At 37.0% G+C, this 15,469-nt stretch carries 16 protein-coding genes and 3 pseudogenes; 10 read left to right on the top strand and 9 right to left on the bottom strand.

Annotated features, from left to right (window positions below; genetic code table 11):
- Positions 1 to 82: 82 nt before the first annotated feature.
- On the bottom strand, positions 83 to 712 hold the full coding sequence (locus tag AB1471_RS04935; RefSeq protein ID WP_367778620.1) for a class I SAM-dependent methyltransferase: 630 nt from the start codon (positions 710 to 712) through the stop codon (positions 83 to 85).
- 310 nt (positions 713 to 1,022) lie between these two features.
- Between AB1471_RS04935 and AB1471_RS04930 the strand changes: the two genes are divergently transcribed.
- From AB1471_RS04930 to AB1471_RS04915, 4 genes are all read left to right on the top strand, one after another.
- A complete protein-coding gene (locus tag AB1471_RS04930) occupies positions 1,023 to 2,243 on the top strand; it encodes a S1C family serine protease (RefSeq protein ID WP_367778619.1) in 1,221 nt (406 codons plus the stop codon).
- 199 nt (positions 2,244 to 2,442) lie between these two features.
- Positions 2,443 to 2,607, top strand: a complete 165-nt coding sequence (locus tag AB1471_RS04925) for a CxxH/CxxC protein (protein WP_367778618.1) — start codon at positions 2,443 to 2,445, stop codon at positions 2,605 to 2,607.
- 597 nt (positions 2,608 to 3,204) lie between these two features.
- Entirely contained in the window at positions 3,205 to 3,684 is a 480-nt protein-coding gene (gene rlmH / locus AB1471_RS04920) for a 23S rRNA (pseudouridine(1915)-N(3))-methyltransferase RlmH (protein ID WP_367778617.1), read from the top strand.
- Positions 3,685 to 3,932: 248 nt separating this feature from the next.
- Positions 3,933 to 4,274 carry a hypothetical protein gene (locus AB1471_RS04915; protein WP_367778616.1) on the top strand — a complete coding sequence of 114 codons (342 nt, stop codon included), beginning with the start codon at positions 3,933 to 3,935 and terminating at the stop codon, positions 4,272 to 4,274.
- Positions 4,275 to 4,410: 136 nt separating this feature from the next.
- On the opposite strand, the gene AB1471_RS04910 is transcribed toward AB1471_RS04915, so the two are convergent.
- Positions 4,411 to 4,845 (bottom strand): hypothetical protein, encoded by a 435-nt coding sequence (locus AB1471_RS04910; protein WP_367778615.1) that lies wholly within the window; start codon positions 4,843 to 4,845, stop codon positions 4,411 to 4,413.
- A 154-nt stretch (positions 4,846 to 4,999) separates the two neighbouring features.
- Here AB1471_RS04910 and AB1471_RS04905 point away from each other — a divergent pair, with 154 nt between their 5' ends.
- The 4 genes from AB1471_RS04905 to AB1471_RS04890 all read left to right on the top strand — a co-directional run bounded on the left by AB1471_RS04905 (position 5,000) and on the right by AB1471_RS04890 (position 9,754).
- On the top strand, positions 5,000 to 6,160 hold the full coding sequence (locus AB1471_RS04905) for a hypothetical protein (RefSeq protein WP_367778614.1): 1,161 nt from the start codon (positions 5,000 to 5,002) through the stop codon (positions 6,158 to 6,160).
- 6 nt (positions 6,161 to 6,166) lie between these two features.
- Positions 6,167 to 8,050 (top strand): DEAD/DEAH box helicase, encoded by a 1,884-nt coding sequence (locus tag AB1471_RS04900; protein WP_367778613.1) that lies wholly within the window; start codon positions 6,167 to 6,169, stop codon positions 8,048 to 8,050.
- Between the two features lie 281 nt (positions 8,051 to 8,331).
- The gene (locus AB1471_RS04895) at positions 8,332 to 8,997 is read left to right on the top strand and encodes a protein NO VEIN domain-containing protein (RefSeq protein ID WP_367778612.1); all 666 of its coding nucleotides are present in this window, start codon (positions 8,332 to 8,334) and stop codon (positions 8,995 to 8,997) included.
- Positions 8,998 to 9,622: 625 nt separating this feature from the next.
- A complete protein-coding gene (locus AB1471_RS04890; RefSeq protein WP_367778611.1) occupies positions 9,623 to 9,754 on the top strand; it encodes a YjcZ family sporulation protein in 132 nt (43 codons plus the stop codon).
- A gap of 209 nt (positions 9,755 to 9,963) precedes the next feature.
- On the opposite strand, the pseudogene AB1471_RS18320 reads toward AB1471_RS04890, so the two are convergent.
- Positions 9,964 to 10,167 (bottom strand): annotated as a pseudogene (locus AB1471_RS18320) (Tn3 family transposase); the annotation flags it as partial.
- A 43-nt stretch (positions 10,168 to 10,210) separates the two neighbouring features.
- Positions 10,211 to 10,393, bottom strand: coding sequence for a hypothetical protein (locus AB1471_RS04885; RefSeq protein ID WP_367778610.1), 183 nt, complete (start codon positions 10,391 to 10,393; stop codon positions 10,211 to 10,213).
- A 443-nt stretch (positions 10,394 to 10,836) separates the two neighbouring features.
- Here AB1471_RS04885 and AB1471_RS04880 point away from each other — a divergent pair.
- Positions 10,837 to 10,932 (top strand): annotated as a pseudogene (locus AB1471_RS04880) (heteromeric transposase endonuclease subunit TnsA); the annotation flags it as partial.
- Positions 10,933 to 11,030: 98 nt separating this feature from the next.
- Positions 11,031 to 11,537: a peptide arginase family protein gene (locus tag AB1471_RS04875; protein ID WP_367778609.1), complete on the top strand. Its 507-nt coding sequence runs from the start codon at positions 11,031 to 11,033 to the stop codon at positions 11,535 to 11,537.
- On the opposite strand, the gene AB1471_RS04870 is transcribed toward AB1471_RS04875, so the two are convergent.
- The 5 genes and pseudogenes from AB1471_RS04870 to AB1471_RS04855 form a co-directional block, all read right to left on the bottom strand.
- The gene (locus AB1471_RS04870; RefSeq protein WP_367778608.1) at positions 11,497 to 12,522 is read right to left on the bottom strand and encodes a hypothetical protein; all 1,026 of its coding nucleotides are present in this window, start codon (positions 12,520 to 12,522) and stop codon (positions 11,497 to 11,499) included. The genes AB1471_RS04875 and AB1471_RS04870 overlap by 41 nt on opposite strands.
- A 99-nt stretch (positions 12,523 to 12,621) precedes the next feature.
- Positions 12,622 to 12,849, bottom strand: a complete 228-nt coding sequence (locus AB1471_RS04865; protein WP_367778607.1) for a hypothetical protein — start codon at positions 12,847 to 12,849, stop codon at positions 12,622 to 12,624.
- A 230-nt stretch (positions 12,850 to 13,079) separates the two neighbouring features.
- Positions 13,080 to 13,193, bottom strand: a pseudogene (locus AB1471_RS18510) (DUF3967 domain-containing protein); the annotation flags it as partial.
- 115 nt (positions 13,194 to 13,308) lie between these two features.
- Complete coding sequence (locus tag AB1471_RS04860) at positions 13,309 to 14,190, bottom strand: HNH endonuclease (RefSeq protein WP_367778606.1); 882 nt, start codon at positions 14,188 to 14,190, stop codon at positions 13,309 to 13,311.
- Between the two features lie 418 nt (positions 14,191 to 14,608).
- Complete coding sequence (locus AB1471_RS04855) at positions 14,609 to 15,247, bottom strand: RDD family protein (RefSeq protein WP_367778605.1); 639 nt, start codon at positions 15,245 to 15,247, stop codon at positions 14,609 to 14,611.
- Positions 15,248 to 15,469 lie beyond the last annotated feature (222 nt).

Raw genomic sequence — 15,469 nt, 5'->3', positions numbered from 1 at the left:
GGTTAGTGAGGAGTTGTCAAGGGAGAGACGTTAAGAGGGGAATAAAAAGCACTGATCATAAAATATGATCAGTGCATACTGGTTACTTGTTTGAAATGATTATGACCGCACCACAATGAGAGATGGGGTGAAATTCGCATAGGCAGACGTCTTTCAATGCAGAATATAGTTCATTAAATGCAAAATAAAACTCGTCATCATCCCAATAAGAAATGTTCTTTTCCCTACATAAATCAAGATCGTCACGTGTTAAAAAAGCAATATCTCCTATAAAAATTTTCCCTGTTTCTGAAAGAAAGGGGAGTAAATATTGGATAAAAGATATTTTTTCTCTATCAGTGAGATGATGCAGTGCATACGTACTTACAATAGAGTCATATTTTTTGGAATGAACATTACTTGGAAGATCGTTTGTAAAATCCCATTCAATTAGTTGAGCATTAGGCATTTTAGCCTGTGCGATGGCAATCATTTGTGTCGAAAAATCAACCCCATCTAGTCGATGTCCATGTTCATATAGCTTTGTAGTTAAAATCCCCGTGCCGAATCCAATATCTAGAACAGTTGATTTCTTTTTTTGCATCACTTCATTAAAAATCGTATTTAAAATCGTTTTGTAACCAGCAAACGGATATAAATCATTTTCTGCATTTACCTGAACCGTTTGATCGTAATCATTTGCCCATAAATCGAATCCTTGTTTGTTTAGCATGAATGCCCTCCTAATTGTCAAACGAGCGATCGAGCATTCAGCTTAATAAGTTGAATCGCTCGATTAGCTGTTCTTTATTTCTCCACTGTTTTTGAAATGGATGATGTTAACGTTTTTCATCTCAAATCGCCACCTTTCATAAGTATATTAATTATAGCATGAATTTTCTGTATAATAGATTGAAAAGATAACCTTAATCGACAAATGGATAAAAATTTCTTTGTAATTTTAATTGTTTTTCATCTAATTTTCATCTTGGGTCCTTATACTATGAACTATAGAAAATCGTAAAAGAAAGGATGATAAATAAATGGGTTATTACGACGATCATGAAGAAAGAGAAACGAGATCAAAAAAAGGTAGCAAGGGAGGGTATTTCGTATCAAGTTTATCTGGTCTTATCATTGGTGCGCTTGTAGTTGTGCTGGCATTACCGATGATTTCAGATTACATTTTTACTCCATCAAATAATGATACATTAGGCCAAATGGACGAAAACGGATCACTGCCACAAACTGAAAATGTTTCGTATGATGTCACATCTGATGTCACACAAGCAGTTGAACGAGCGGGTGACGCAGTGGTTGGCATTACCAACCTCCAAAGTGGTGGTAACATGTTTAACCAAGACCAAGAGTCACGAGAAGCTGGAACTGGCTCTGGTGTCATTTATAAAAAAGAAGGTGGCAGTGCATTTATCGTGACGAACAATCATGTCATTGAAGGTGCGGAGGAAGTAGAAGTTACACTTACTGATGGTACGAAGCTTCAAGCGGAAGTTCGCGGAGGCGACCCTTTGACAGACCTAGCTGTACTAGAAGTTGATGGAACTGATATTGAAACGGTTGCTGAATTCGGTACTTCTTCTTCATTAACACCAGGTGAACCGGCTATTGCAATTGGGAATCCACTTGGACTGCAATTCTCAGGATCTGTTACAACAGGTGTCATATCAGGTGTTGAACGTACAATTCCAGTGGACAGTAACCAAGACGGTCAAGTCGATTGGCAAACAGAAGTTATCCAAACAGATGCTGCAATTAACCCTGGTAATAGTGGGGGTGCACTTGTAAATATCGAAGGACAGGTTATTGGCATTAACTCCATGAAAATTGCTGAATCATCCGTAGAAGGAATTGGACTTGCCATCCCAATTGACATGGCAGTGCCAGTCATAGAAGACCTTGAGACAAAAGGTGAGCTACAACGTCCAACAATGGGAGTACAGCTCATTGACCTTGCAAATGTACCAACTATGTATCGGGGAGCCGAGCAATTGAAACTACCTGAAGAAGTGACATCAGGTGTTGTTGTCGATAATGTCGTACAAAACTCGTCTGCAGACAAAGCAGGTCTTCAAAGCATGGATGTGATCGTCGAAATGGATGGTCAAAAAATCGATAACATGATCGAACTACGTAAGCACCTTTACACTGAAAAAAATGTCGGAGATGACATGCAAGTGAAAGTGTACAGAAACGGTGAATTGCAAGAGTACACCCTCACCCTTATAGATGATGCACAATTGTAAAGGGTGAGTTCACATATATTGCAGGCAGGAACCTTAATGGATTCCTGTCTCTTTTTTTGATTAAAGGATCCTGTGGCTCCAGGGAACAAAAAAACCGTACGTACACGATTACGTTCGATTAGAAATAAAGAGGGTGAATTAACGAAAAAGTAAAATATGCTACAATAAATGAAATTTAAAAATGAAGGAGCTAGTAAAGATGAAGATTTATTGTTGCAAGGAACATATTGAACTTGCAATCGATGTGTTTGTGGATGAGCAAGAAACATTTCCTATTTTAAATACAGTGGATAACTTGCAGGTTTTGTCCACAACTTGTGAATATTGTCGAAAGCAACCGGTATATCTTGTGGCGAACGAATGATCTCATACGACATGTGGATAGAGAATGTGGATATGTGCATAACTTTTGTGGATAAAGTGTTTATAGGAGTGGAATAACTTTTTTCGACAAACCTTGAAATAGATAAGATTCTTGTGAATAATGCACCTGAAAAAGACAGAAAGCGGATGGCAACAAGTATAATTAAGCCTTTCTTCGACAAAAAAATGATATCGCTTTCAATAATGTAGTGCTATATCAGACGGAATTCGATATCCACAATGTGAATAACAAAAGCAGGGTGGCAAAGTATAAGACGACCACGGCATAAGTTTGCATGAGTGTGTTTCAGGTCAATGCCCACTGAACGAGCGAAAAAGCCAAGTGATACCATCGCTTGGCTTTTCGTATACCCATCATTTTGTATTCTTCTAGATAGAACAAATCGTTTTGCGATGTGCCTCGTTATCTGGACGACAGAATGGACCCGTTTGTCGTTGTTAATTTAATCAAGTGGGGACAAGATCTTGTAATTGAGGAGGTGGTTCTTAGACTTTTTGATACGAAAAAATGATCAAAATCCCTCAGTGACTCCCGTTTCCTGTACAATAAACACATACCAAACACGGAGGACACACCATGAAAATATCTATCATTACAGTCGGCAAACTCAAAGAAAAATACCTAAAACAAGGCATCGCCGAATACACTAAACGCCTCGGCGCATACGCCACCATCGACCTTATCGAAGTCCCAGACGAAAAAGCACCTGAAAACTTGAGCGAAGCCGACATGACCATCGTTAAACAAAAAGAAGGCGAACGGATTCTATCCAAAATCAGCCCAGACACCCACGTCATCACCCTCGAAATAGGAGGAAAACAGCTCACCTCCGAGCAACTTGCCAAACAACTTGACCAGCTCGCCACCTACGGAAAAAGTAAAATTGCTTTTGTCATTGGAGGATCACTAGGGTTAAGTGAAAGAGTAATGAAGCGAAGCGACTTTGCATTGTCATTTTCAAAAATGACCTTTCCTCATCAATTGATGAAGTTGGTGTTGTTGGAGCAAGTTTATCGGGCGTTTCGGATTAATAGGGGTGAACCGTACCATAAGTAAGTGAGGTTTTTTATAATTTTTCTACCATAATGGTAATTAGGATAGTATGTAGCAGATAGACGCTAAATACTATCCTTTTTTATTTAGCGACTACAGGCTCAATATGTTATTCAAAAAAACATCAGAAATAGAGTTGGTAGTAAAAATCTACATTAAGAGAATAGGAATACAAAGCTATCAAACTCCATTACTGGGAAGTATACGTCATTAAAAGAAAAAGGGCATGTGTAAAAAATGGAGGGGTCAGTATGTACAATTATAACGTAGATGATTTTAGAGTTTTTATGTTAACGCAATACGGCATTGAAATTGACGAGAAATTGGTAGGAGAAGAATCGGTTCTTTTACATAAAGATGAGTTGGACGACAACCTTGTGTCAGAGCAGCTGTTGGATGCTACATCTGAGAAGGTTGTAGTTAATACCTGTGTATATGAAACAGAAGAAAATGAGTGGATGTTTTGTGTGGCGTTAGACGCTGATACGAATCATCTACTCTTTTTAATTTGCCTGAAAGATGGGGAAAGGGTGTATGGGGAGATATTAAAAGATGGTGTGCCTCTTTTAAAGAGCAGGAGTCAGAGGATATAAAGTAAATCAACCAAACCAATTATAAAAGGATATAGATGTTTAACTACCGACATCAATATCCTTTTTCTATTTTCAAAAGGGTGTTGATTTCATGACATTTAGTTTATTGGGACTAGGATTTGATGAGCTTTCTAAATTAACGTTGACCTAAAGTGTTTAATAGTTCTTCAGCGTCTTTCCCTTTGCGTAGGTAGATGATCAATGTGTCACCATCCACTTGTACATGAGATACTACTGCAGCATAGCCTTGTTTAAGGTGATGAGCAATTTCTGATGATTTTCCATCTTGCACTTTAATATGATGAACCGACAGGTCATTGTCAAAAGACGTTACATGATCCTGAACCAATTCTGTTGCTTTGTTTTGATGGATTTGTTTTTTTGTGCGACTGACGTATTTGTACACTCCTTCTCTTTTCTCAATACCCAAATATTTAAAATCTCGTGTCAAGGTGGCTTGACTTAAATTCAGTTGATGTTCTCTTTCTAAAATGTCCTTTAACTGATCCATATTCACAAAGTTGTTTTCTTCAATCAAAGTGAATAAGGAACTAGATATGAATAAAGACAATAGCTGTAACAGCTATTGTCTTTTTTTAGTTCACTTTTAAGGTAAGGGGGTAAGTATGGATAAAATAAAAATTAGTTTCAAGGGTTTTAAAGCTATTTTAATAGAGAATAATTGAAATATGAATAAAAAATACTATCAAAATGGAGTGATCTTTATGTTAACAGGGTGGACAGAACGGGCAAATGCAATAGATCAATATATCGATAATGGTGGAAAATCCTCTATTAGTTCAAAGCAAATGCTTTTGTTTATGGGACAACCACAGGAATTGCCGGTATACAAGATCCCGATTTCCTTACTCAGCTTCAATGTTGATAATGGACGCTTTGCCGCAGAGAAACGCTTGAAGGAGCAGGAGATCGGTTTCGAATTAGATAATCGTAACCCTGCCCATGAATCTTATTTTATAGACCTTTTGATTCCTAAGAATGCCAAATCCGAACGTCTTTTAAATGACTTGGAGAGTTACGGTCAGCTAAGTCCTGGCGTTATAACGCAAGATGGCTTTCTGGTGGACGCAAATCGTCGATTAGCCTGTATGAAACGTCTCAACGAAAAATCCCCACGTTCATGCTATCAGTATTTGCTGGTTCACCGGCTTCCGGCGAATGTGCCTGCAAAAGAAATCTATAAGTTGGAAGTCCAATTCCAGATTAAAACTGATTTAAAGGAAGAATATAACCCTATAAATGATTTATTAAAGATTAAAGAAGGATTGGAGCACATGAGTGAGCAGGAGCTACTTGAAACACTGGACTGGAAACCTAAAAAACTTAAAGAATATCAAGACCGCCTTGATTTAGTCGATGGTTTTTTGCATTCTATCGACCAGCCGGAGAACTATACGATCTTACTGAATTTAAACGAGCATTTTGTTGAGATTCAAAAGGAAATCGCCGCGCTGAAGAAGCTTGGGTTCAATCCTTTCGAAAATGAGAAAGTGATTGACATTATGTACCGTATACTTGAAGTGAATTTAGATAAAGACTTTGACAAAACGATTACCCAACGTGACCATATCCGGAATCTCAGAGAGGCATTCGTCGACGACAAGATATTTAAGGTGCTTACGAAAAATATGTTCAAACAGGACAATGCTACTTCTGAAGAAATTTTCAACGACGTAACAGCTGCTGCGGAAATGTCTAGAATGCAGCGTAACAACGATCGTTCAGAAGAACTACTAAAGAAAGCAATCAATCTACTGACACAGATTCAGGACGATAGCGATGCTTTTGCTAAGAAGGATTTTAAAGTCTTATTTGAGGAGCTAGATGAACTAGTTTCCACAATAAAGGAAAAAGTGAAGGAGTAATTTTCAATGGTGAAAATCGAATACGACTGGAATTTGCTAACTGTTGATGTAACCAGGTGCCCTGAGTTGTATGTTGGTCAATATTCACTTATGTTTCGGGAGCAAGGATTTGTGAAAAGTGAGTTTTCGAAAAATTATGTTATGGATGACCTAATTAAAATTAGAAGTACTGTTGAAGATCTAAAGTCATTCTTTAGGAGAAAAAAAATCCCTTTTCAGGTCAGCGGAAATGTTGATCTTCTTAGCAAAAAGATTGGTGATGAAAAGCAGATCTTTGAAGATGCATCCAAACTGGGACTAGCTGTGAAAGAGGAAACGGGTGATGTTGAAGCACTTATTTTACCTGGGTTTAAGAGGGAATTAAAATCCTATCAAAAGAAAGCGGTTCGTCATATGCTAGCTGTTAAGAATACCGCCAACTTTTCTGTACCGGGTAGCGGGAAAACAACGATGCTATATGCTGGTTTTTCGGTTTGGCAAGAGAAGGGTGAAATAGAGAAAATTCTAGTGATAGGTCCTCCGAGTGCTTTTATGGCATGGGAAGAAGAATTTGCTGCATGCTTCGGTAGATCAGTAGTAAGTTACCGCCTTTTAGGAACGGATCGAGAGAAGAAATACAAAAATCCTGATCGTGCCGACCTTTTTCTGACAACCTTTCAAACGGCTGCTATAGACGCAGTTAAGCTGATTGAACTAATGAAGCGGTATCGAATAATGCTCGTTGTTGATGAGTCCCATTACATTAAACGTTTTGAGAATGGAACATGGGCGAATGCACTTTTAAAGTTGGCGCCATACGCCCAACGAAGAGCAATAAGTACAGGAACTCCGATGCCAAACGGATTGTTAGACCTTTATTCACAAATGACGTTTCTGTGGCCAGGGAAATTTTTATTGGGTGAGCAAAATCATTATAAAGCTGAAGTGAAACGTAATAAAGATGATGTTGAGTGGATTCAGAAAAAAATCAGTCCTTTCTTCTTCCGAATTAATAAGAAGGATCTGGATCTTCCTCCCTTTGTGGTTGAAAGGATTACCGTGCCGATGTCGTTGTTACAGCAGAAGGTTTACGATATAATAGTCGCCCGTACTATTGAAGAATTAAAAGAGTTTTCATCACGTGAGATTACTCAAATGGCTCGATTCAGGCGTGCAAAAATTATCCGACTCCTGCAAACTGCTTCAAATCCGGCCCTTTTGGGTGACTTCTCACAAGAGTTTGAGATACCACCACTTACTTACGATGGGGGAGATATGGTAAAACTCATTGAGAATTATCCACTATATGAAAAGCCAAACAAGATACAGAAAACAATTGAACTGGCGAAAAAATTAATTAATCAAGGTCATAAAGTGCTATTGTGGAGTACATTTGTTAACAATATTTTTCAATTAAGAAAGGATTTTATACAGCTTGGAATCACGACCTACCTTATCTATGGTGGCGTACCGAAAAGTGATGAAGATGATGAGGCGTTCAATCGAGAGCAGCAGATCCGTCAATTCAAACAATCAGACAAGCCGTGTATTCTTATTGCGAATCCTGCTGCATGCGCGGAGTCTATTTCCTTACACAAAGATTGTCACCATGCTATTTATCTAGACAGGAGTTTCAATTGCGGTCAATATCTCCAGTCTCTCGATCGCATTCATCGGATCGGATTGTCGGACGAACAAACTACAACTTACTATATTATTGAGAGTGAAGCAACGATCGACGAGGTAATTCATCAGCGTTTGCAGGAAAAAGCATTGTTAATGCGTAGTGTTTTAGATATAGACATGCCTATCGGTACGTTGGATTTGGTTCAGGAAGGTTGGGGTCAGGATAATGAGCTTCAAAAAGATTTTGATACGGTAATTCAACATATCCAGAGCATGAAGCCATGAAGAAGTTTTGTGATTTACTATGGGTAATTCGCACTGTAAAGGAATTCGAAAATAAGTATCAATGCCAGATAACTCAAAGTTATCTTTTTCGATTATTGGAAAGTTCTTTTCTTGGAGGTAGAAAAACAAAAGCGTCGAAACCAGTATTAGAACTTCTTCTTTTTTTAAAGTTGCTTGGAATTGATGATAAACATCAATTGTTCATAAAGCCGAGAGGCCATCGTTTATGCGATTCAGGGAGTGAAGGTTGCTATGATCTGAACATCAAGCAGAAAAAGCTGATGGCGTCGTGGTATGTTTCGTTAGAAGATGCGACAAACAAGCAGTGGATGAATTATTTTTGTTTTAATGATTCAGGTAAAAGACAGGCTATGCGTTCAACGATCTCTAAATCTCTCCAACAGTGGACAGAAGAGATGATTTATCTGGGTGTTGCAGTTCAGTCTGATGATCAATTGGAATTGTTGGGTGAACATGCATGGGTACGAGATCATCAGCCACCTATTACAAAGGAAGAGTTACATGCTATTTTGGAACTACAGGCGCGAAAGGGTAGAGAAGCGGAAGAGTATGTTCTTTGTTATGAAAAACGACGGCTTCAGGAACAGGGGCTTATTGCGGAGGCTGATCGTGTAGAATGCATATCGGACAGTTTTGTAAACGCCGGTTATGATATTTTATCATTCTCTACTTCAGGGTTAGAGCCAAATCGTTTTATTGAAGTGAAGAGCGTTAATCCAGACGGTCCCTTCTATTTGTCTGATCATGAATTGAAAATTGCTAAGGTATTAGGCAGTCTATACTATTTGTACCTTGTAGATCAGACTAATCAGATTGAGCCAATCAAAATAATCAAGAATCCCTATTCCTTCCTTTCTTATCATGCAAATTTGGAGCCAATCCAATATAAAGTGTCATTTGAGGGAGGTAGTAATAAAAACAGGTGAAAAATGTATAGGTAAAATTACGAAATTGAACAAAAAAAGAGGGGCTTAGTGCTCCTCTTTTTTATATGGACAAAGTGGATCTGGTGCCAATGGGAGAAATTGAGTTTGCGATTCTAAATCTTGTGACGCTGTACTAACCCTTGCGTATCCATATTTCACGATTTTCACCCTCCATTTATGACCCTAACATATGACACCTTCATAGGTCTTGATATTACTACACCTTGAAAGTAGTATCAAATCTTTTAAGTTATGGAACCAAACAGTGTAAAAAAATGGAATAACCACAACAAAGTTGGTGGTACCCCTTGTATCACGTCTTTAAACATCTCTTTTAACATTTCTTGTGCGTCCTTGGCTGTTTTGAGATCCTTCTCTTAAATTAATTCTCTTATTTGTTTTTTGACAAAATAACTATAGAAAAATCCTCCTCAGTTTCTTGTTTATTTAATCTTCTACCAGAATCGGTTATAGGAATGTCTCTGACAGAACAATTTTTGCACCAGAAGGGTCCATAAAAATATATTAACTACAGACATTCATCTATCCACCATAATCCAATGAAGCATAGAGTATATAGAGTGCTTAAGTGCATCTTAATTTACTTGTTGGGGGGGTGAAATGTATGAGTGGTAGTAGTGGCGGTTATGTATACGGCGGTGGCGGTGGTTCTGACTCTGGATGCAGCTGTTTTATCTTAATTGTTGTGCTTTTTATTCTATTAATTATCGTGGGTTGCGCATGTTTAGGTCATTAGTAGAAAAAAATAACTCAGTTCAAGGTAGTATAAACTATTTTGTGTATAGAGAATGACACAGGATGTTAGTCCTTCTCATAAATCCTTCAATTTATTTTAGCTATATAGTTCCTCTAATCCGTAATACCTCCTTCCTTCTAGGGGTACCGCCAACATTTTAACGGAAATATACGCTAAGACAATATTTGGAGTAAAAAAGCCGAATTTCCCTACGCTAAGGGAAATTCGGCTTTAGTTATGTTCAATGACGGTAAAGACTGTAAACTAGTTTTACTAATGTAAATCGAACTTGTATTCACCAAGGAAATTAATATGTTCCCATGCCAGAGGTGATACATGAGGTAACAATTCTCATCTAACGCCCCATTTTGTTTTAAATGATTAGTGGCTTCAGTGAGATAAACGGTATTCCAAGCTTGGCACGGTTTAAACGGGGCTGATCATAGACCTTCACCACTACAATTTTTGGTAGAGTGAGACTAAAAAAAATATGGTAGTTAAACTACCTGCTGCAATCAGCGTCATCATTTTACCTGTATTTTTTTCTTTATCTTTTGACTCACGTATAGATTCTCGGGAAACCATGACCCATATGGCCATAGACACTACCGTTAAAATAAAAAGCATAGTTGAATTCATCTAATACCTCCCAATATTGTAATCCCCTAAATTATAACATCAAATATTGGTTATTTTCTTTAGGAACATAAATCGTTTTTTTCCACTGTTCACTAGCAAATGAAAGATCAAAACCTATTTGTAGATTTTCAATTTACAAAACATTTAGGGATGCTGTTTGATGAATCCCACTTCACATCAAGTAATACGCAATTCACATCGATAGTCCACAAAACGTTTTACTGTTGCATTTAACACACTTTGAATTAAAGACGGTTTTATGGACAACATAAATGGCTTTTCCTTAGGTTTTCATGATCGTTTAAAAAAGTCCATAATACGATCGTTTTATGCACAATTATTTTCATAAAAAAAATAGAATAACCACAATAAAGTCATACCGGTTGAAAAAAAGTTGCACCGTTTTTACTCCTTTAGATATGATTGTCTAAAGGGGTGTTTTAATGTCCAAAAGAAAAAGAACATCTAAAATTGAGAAGTGGATTAAAGAAGGTCGTGTCTCTGGTATTGGTGTGGAATATAAACCATGGTTAAAGATTTAAGATGTATCTTCGTTAGGTCGTTCTACTCGCTTGAGAGGAATAAAGACAAACAATAGTTGATTTATTAAACTCTAAATCTATGGAGGCTTTTTAAAATGGATATTGATATTTTTGATTCTATGTCTGATTGGAAAATATACATTCCCGAAAAGAATATATACATAATGAAAGACCATTCATGGGCTTTTGCAGCTTGGGAATTAGAAAGATTAAAAGGTACTATAAAAGAAAATTCATTTCTCTTTCACATTGACAATCACTTAGATGATGTGCCAGATGGGTTAGATGTAGATGGCGTTATGACTGCAAATTCAAAAGAAGAATTATTCAAAATAACAAGAACTAAGAAAGAATTATATACCGGTGAGGAATTGGAACCAAAAATATATATAGACAATTTTATATGGCCCTCTTTCGCTAGGGGTACTATCGACTCTATGTTTGTCGTAGCTCAGCAAGATCAGATAGATTTTGCTACTTGCATATTGACAGATTCTAGCGAACTTTATGGGGGTATTGTTGACAATAAACAAATAGTTGAGTTAATTCCTCTTGAGAAATTTAAAAAAGTGCGGAGATTTCACCGACATTTGGCACTCTAACAGTTTGGTAATATAGTCGATGCTGTGGAAAACCAGTTTGATGGTAAGTAACTATCACAGTACCGTCCCATGAAGTTGTTAAGGAAGGATTATGACCTTTTTCAAAATCAACAGGTCTTGTCCAATACATCTTACCATCAAGATACTCTCCTAATTGAAAACCTAAATCACCCAAACGGTCTTTAACAGCTAATACTAATCCATTTTGTAGTACCGTTATTGCAGAATCTTCTCCCCAAGCATAATTATTGTCTGGATCTACTTCGTCAATATTTAAGTATTTTAATTCTGGGATTTCAATTGGTATTTCAATATTCCAATCAATTTTTCCGTCAGTATATTCACCTACGTCATAATAAAGAAGTCCATCCTCTTCTCTTACTGCTGCTATATGTCCATTATCAAGAACCGTTACAGAAGGGTTTTCACCCACGCTATAGTGAATCGGTTTATCAGACCAATTTATAACACCCTCTTCAAACTCTCCTAATTGATAATAGATATTATTACTCGTTTGATCTTCGTACACGTTTACTAGTTGACCGTCATCAAGAACCGTCAATGAAGGATTATTCCCATCAGCGTATTTCGTCCATGACCGATCAAACCATTCAAGTGTTCTTCCGCCATTGTAAGTTCCTACTACATAATAGAGTTCACCCGAAGCACTTTCTTGAGAGATTAATATTCCCCCATCATCCATAACGGTCACAGATCGATTAACTGCCATCTCTTCATGTGGATTACTACTTACGCTACTTATCGCAGTAAGTCTACCATCTTTGTATTCATCTAAATTATAGGTAAGACGGTCTGTGGTATCTGATATATATACCGTTAATACCACTCCATCATCCAGCGCAACAATAGATGGTTTTTCACCATTAGAATGATATGAATTATTTACACTATACCAATCAATTTCTCCATCTTCATAACGACCTAAATTATAAGTAAAATAATCATTCGATATATTTTCATGCATTTCTATTATATCTCCATTATCAAGTACAGTTACAGTTGGACTTGCTCCTCCTGTCCCGTATTTAATCGGATCACTATACCAATCGATATCATTGTCTATTTATTGACCTAATCGATACAATAGATCATCGCTTGTTTGATCTTCATACACGTTTAAAATATGACCATTATCAAGTGTGGTTACGGAGGGATTACTTCCGTCAGAGTAGGAATGATTGGAAGTTCCTTGTATGTCCTCCATATCCTGTGTAGATGCAGACGCTTGATATGGAGCAACCACACCAATAAACATGATCATACTTAGAATAATCTTAGAAAACGCTTTCATTTTTAATCCTCCGTTTCATTATGTATGCAACCAACCGCAATGTGGTCAGCTGCATTGTTTTCTTTGGTGCTGGTTGATATACTTACTTTTCCTATGTGGTTATTTTTCAACCGGAGCCTTTGTTGTTAGCGCAACATAGGCTCTTTTTCTTTCTTCTGATATTTCTACCTCCGCTCTCATCCAAAGCGTAAATTGTTTAACCCTCCAAACATGTAAACACTCCTAAAATTTTAAGATTTCCCACCAAACAACCTCGACCAAAAACCACCCTTTTTTTCCTCAGCAGCCACAGCAATCTGTTTTCGTGTCTCTTGAGATTCTTTCAACGATTCCGACAAAGTGTCCTTCCTTCGTTTTTTCTTGGTGCTGGTAGGTTCACTTTTCCAGTTGTCGAAGAAAGGTTAAACATTATTCAACTAACAGTAGAAGCTACTTTTATTATTTTAGTTAGAGTATGTTTTATTTATAGTAGCTTAGTAATTTAGCCTTAGTTAGCTCAATGTCACAGTCTTTTAGCCTTTTAATTCTACTATTATATAATTTTTCAATTAATGACTTTATGTCTGTGGATGTAGCATGGTGTAGTTTTTTATGACAGCCTACACATAAAGAAACTATATTTGCCTCTACATCAATGCTGTTAGTAAAATCATCTTGATATTCTACTGGAATCAGATGATGTGCCTCAACATAGTTTTTGCCTGTGACTCTTGAAATAAAGTCCTTATGGATAGCATCAATTTCACATTTATATTTTGCTGTAACAATTGCTGTCTTGGATATTCTTGAGTCCCTTTTATATGAGCTAGTACCATTTCCTAATGTTATTGATGGTTTATTTTTAGGTATGTCTTCTACTGTTACATCATCAGGCACATTCTCTTGTTCTGCCTGATATTGAAAGTTTGTCTCTGAGTTGCTAAGAATTTCAATTAATAATTTTTCCAGTTTTTCATCAATATTTACTAAGAAAACAGAGCTAGAATTTTTAATTGAAAGTATCTCTTTTCCGTTACTCATAAGTTTGATATTGTCTAAATAGTTGGAGTCTACTTTAAAGAAGGTAGTAACATCCACAAATAAATTATTGTCATCAGCAGAAGTACCAACTCTTGAAGCATAATAGCTAGGAATAAAATTTGTTAAAGGACTATCAGCAGATATTTCTCCCTTATCATAGATGTTAACCATTTTGCCAACGTACAATTCTCTCTGATTGTTGTTGTTAGCTAAAAAGAAAGTATATGTATTAATATCTTTTTTTATCTGTTTCTTAATTATTTCCCTGTTATTTTCAGCAACACCACTTGATTTTCTTTGTGAGCCTTGTCCCCATATCAATCTGTTTTATGACTCACATAACTGTTTATGTTCTATGATTGTATTGGTTTCTTTACCACCAACATCAAGTAACTTATTTGGAAACTTAAGAATTAGGTGCAATGGTTTAGCCATATTATTCATCCCCCGTATTTTCTAGTTAATTTTTTTTGTAAATGTAACTACCAACTAAATGAGTTAATTAGAATAATTTGAGCAGATTCGGTAGGGTTGAACATAGCCTGGTACTTCCTTGGAGCATCATAAGTATATCTTATGAGTAGAATAAAATAAAAGTTATAAAAAACCGCACTTACACCCAATACGGTGAACCGTATCATAAGTAAGTGCGGTTTTTTCTTCTTCATGGGGCCCTTTCCCCGTAAAGAAACCCCCGCTTCTTTCGACCTTCTGGCCAAATGAAAGTGAGGGGTTTTTACTATGATTTATCGGATGGTTGAATGGTCTCGGTGTATTCCATCGATGGGGCGGGTCCTGTTGGTTCTGTAGGTTCACCTGGTGGGTCATAGGTCACGTAAGTTCCAGCGACCAAGTCGTGAATTGAGCGTTTATCTTTGCGCGCTCCAACCATAATTGCGCTAATTAACGCGACCGCAAATGACCCAAGCACACCAAAAAAGAGCAGCAAAAGAGCAATCAAAGCAGAATCACTATCGACACCGATTTGTTCGTCGATTTGTTCTATATATCCCTCGAAAGTCCAAGAGTTGAACTCTTCAATATTCCCCCACAAGATTAAAATTGAAATGATTAAAGCAAAAAGAAATGGCCCTCCATATATTAGGGTGCCAAAAATATGACGTTTAATCATGGTCCAAAGGGTCACATTTTCTCCATTTACTTTCACTATGCGTATCTGACACGCGTATTTTCCGATCGTGTATCCGCCCCATAAGACCGGAAGTAACAGCGGGTATAAAAATCCAATCACATCGAAAATACCCAGAATAAATCCAAACGAAATAATACCAAAAATAAAATACAACGCGATAAACATAATAGACTCAATGAGGTGTGCGCCTATTCGAATCCAAAAACCTGCTGGATTCCGAACCATGTACTCACTTCCCTTCTGTATGTACTTTCTTATATGAAATATCAGACCCTACCGCTTTATCCAAAAGCTTTGAAAGGGGATGAGACAAAATATACCTTTGTTATTACGTGAATCGAACTCTATCATCCCATAGAAACTAAATGCCATCAAGAAAAAAATGAATGTTTTGGAAAAATAGGATTTATATTGTTTTTTGGAATGAAGGATGTCTCTCGTCTTCAA

It is taken from the genome of Jeotgalibacillus marinus, assembly GCF_040801915.1.
GTDB classification, from domain to species: Bacteria; Bacillota; Bacilli; order Bacillales; family Jeotgalibacillaceae; genus Jeotgalibacillus; species Jeotgalibacillus marinus.
This window is presented reverse-complemented; position numbering and strand designations above follow the sequence as displayed.

Bases quoted from the DNA above. Each gene is read 5' to 3' on its own strand.
- AB1471_RS04935 (WP_367778620.1), bottom strand. From the start codon at position 712: ATGCTAAACAAACAAGGATTCGATTTATGGGCAAATGATTACGATCAA.
- AB1471_RS04930 (WP_367778619.1), top strand. From the start codon at position 1,023: ATGGGTTATTACGACGATCATGAAGAAAGAGAAACGAGATCAAAAAAA.
- AB1471_RS04925 (WP_367778618.1), top strand. From the start codon at position 2,443: ATGAAGATTTATTGTTGCAAGGAACATATTGAACTTGCAATCGATGTG.
- rlmH (WP_367778617.1), top strand. From the start codon at position 3,205: ATGAAAATATCTATCATTACAGTCGGCAAACTCAAAGAAAAATACCTA.
- AB1471_RS04915 (WP_367778616.1), top strand. From the start codon at position 3,933: ATGTACAATTATAACGTAGATGATTTTAGAGTTTTTATGTTAACGCAA.
- AB1471_RS04905 (WP_367778614.1), top strand. From the start codon at position 5,000: ATGTTAACAGGGTGGACAGAACGGGCAAATGCAATAGATCAATATATC.
- AB1471_RS04900 (WP_367778613.1), top strand. From the start codon at position 6,167: ATGGTGAAAATCGAATACGACTGGAATTTGCTAACTGTTGATGTAACC.
- AB1471_RS04895 (WP_367778612.1), top strand. From the start codon at position 8,332: ATGGCGTCGTGGTATGTTTCGTTAGAAGATGCGACAAACAAGCAGTGG.
- AB1471_RS04890 (WP_367778611.1), top strand. From the start codon at position 9,623: ATGAGTGGTAGTAGTGGCGGTTATGTATACGGCGGTGGCGGTGGTTCT.
- AB1471_RS04885 (WP_367778610.1), bottom strand. From the start codon at position 10,393: ATGAATTCAACTATGCTTTTTATTTTAACGGTAGTGTCTATGGCCATA.
- AB1471_RS04875 (WP_367778609.1), top strand. From the start codon at position 11,031: ATGGATATTGATATTTTTGATTCTATGTCTGATTGGAAAATATACATT.
- AB1471_RS04870 (WP_367778608.1), bottom strand. From the start codon at position 12,522: ATGCATGAAAATATATCGAATGATTATTTTACTTATAATTTAGGTCGT.
- AB1471_RS04865 (WP_367778607.1), bottom strand. From the start codon at position 12,849: ATGAAAGCGTTTTCTAAGATTATTCTAAGTATGATCATGTTTATTGGT.
- AB1471_RS04855 (WP_367778605.1), bottom strand. From the start codon at position 15,247: ATGGTTCGGAATCCAGCAGGTTTTTGGATTCGAATAGGCGCACACCTC.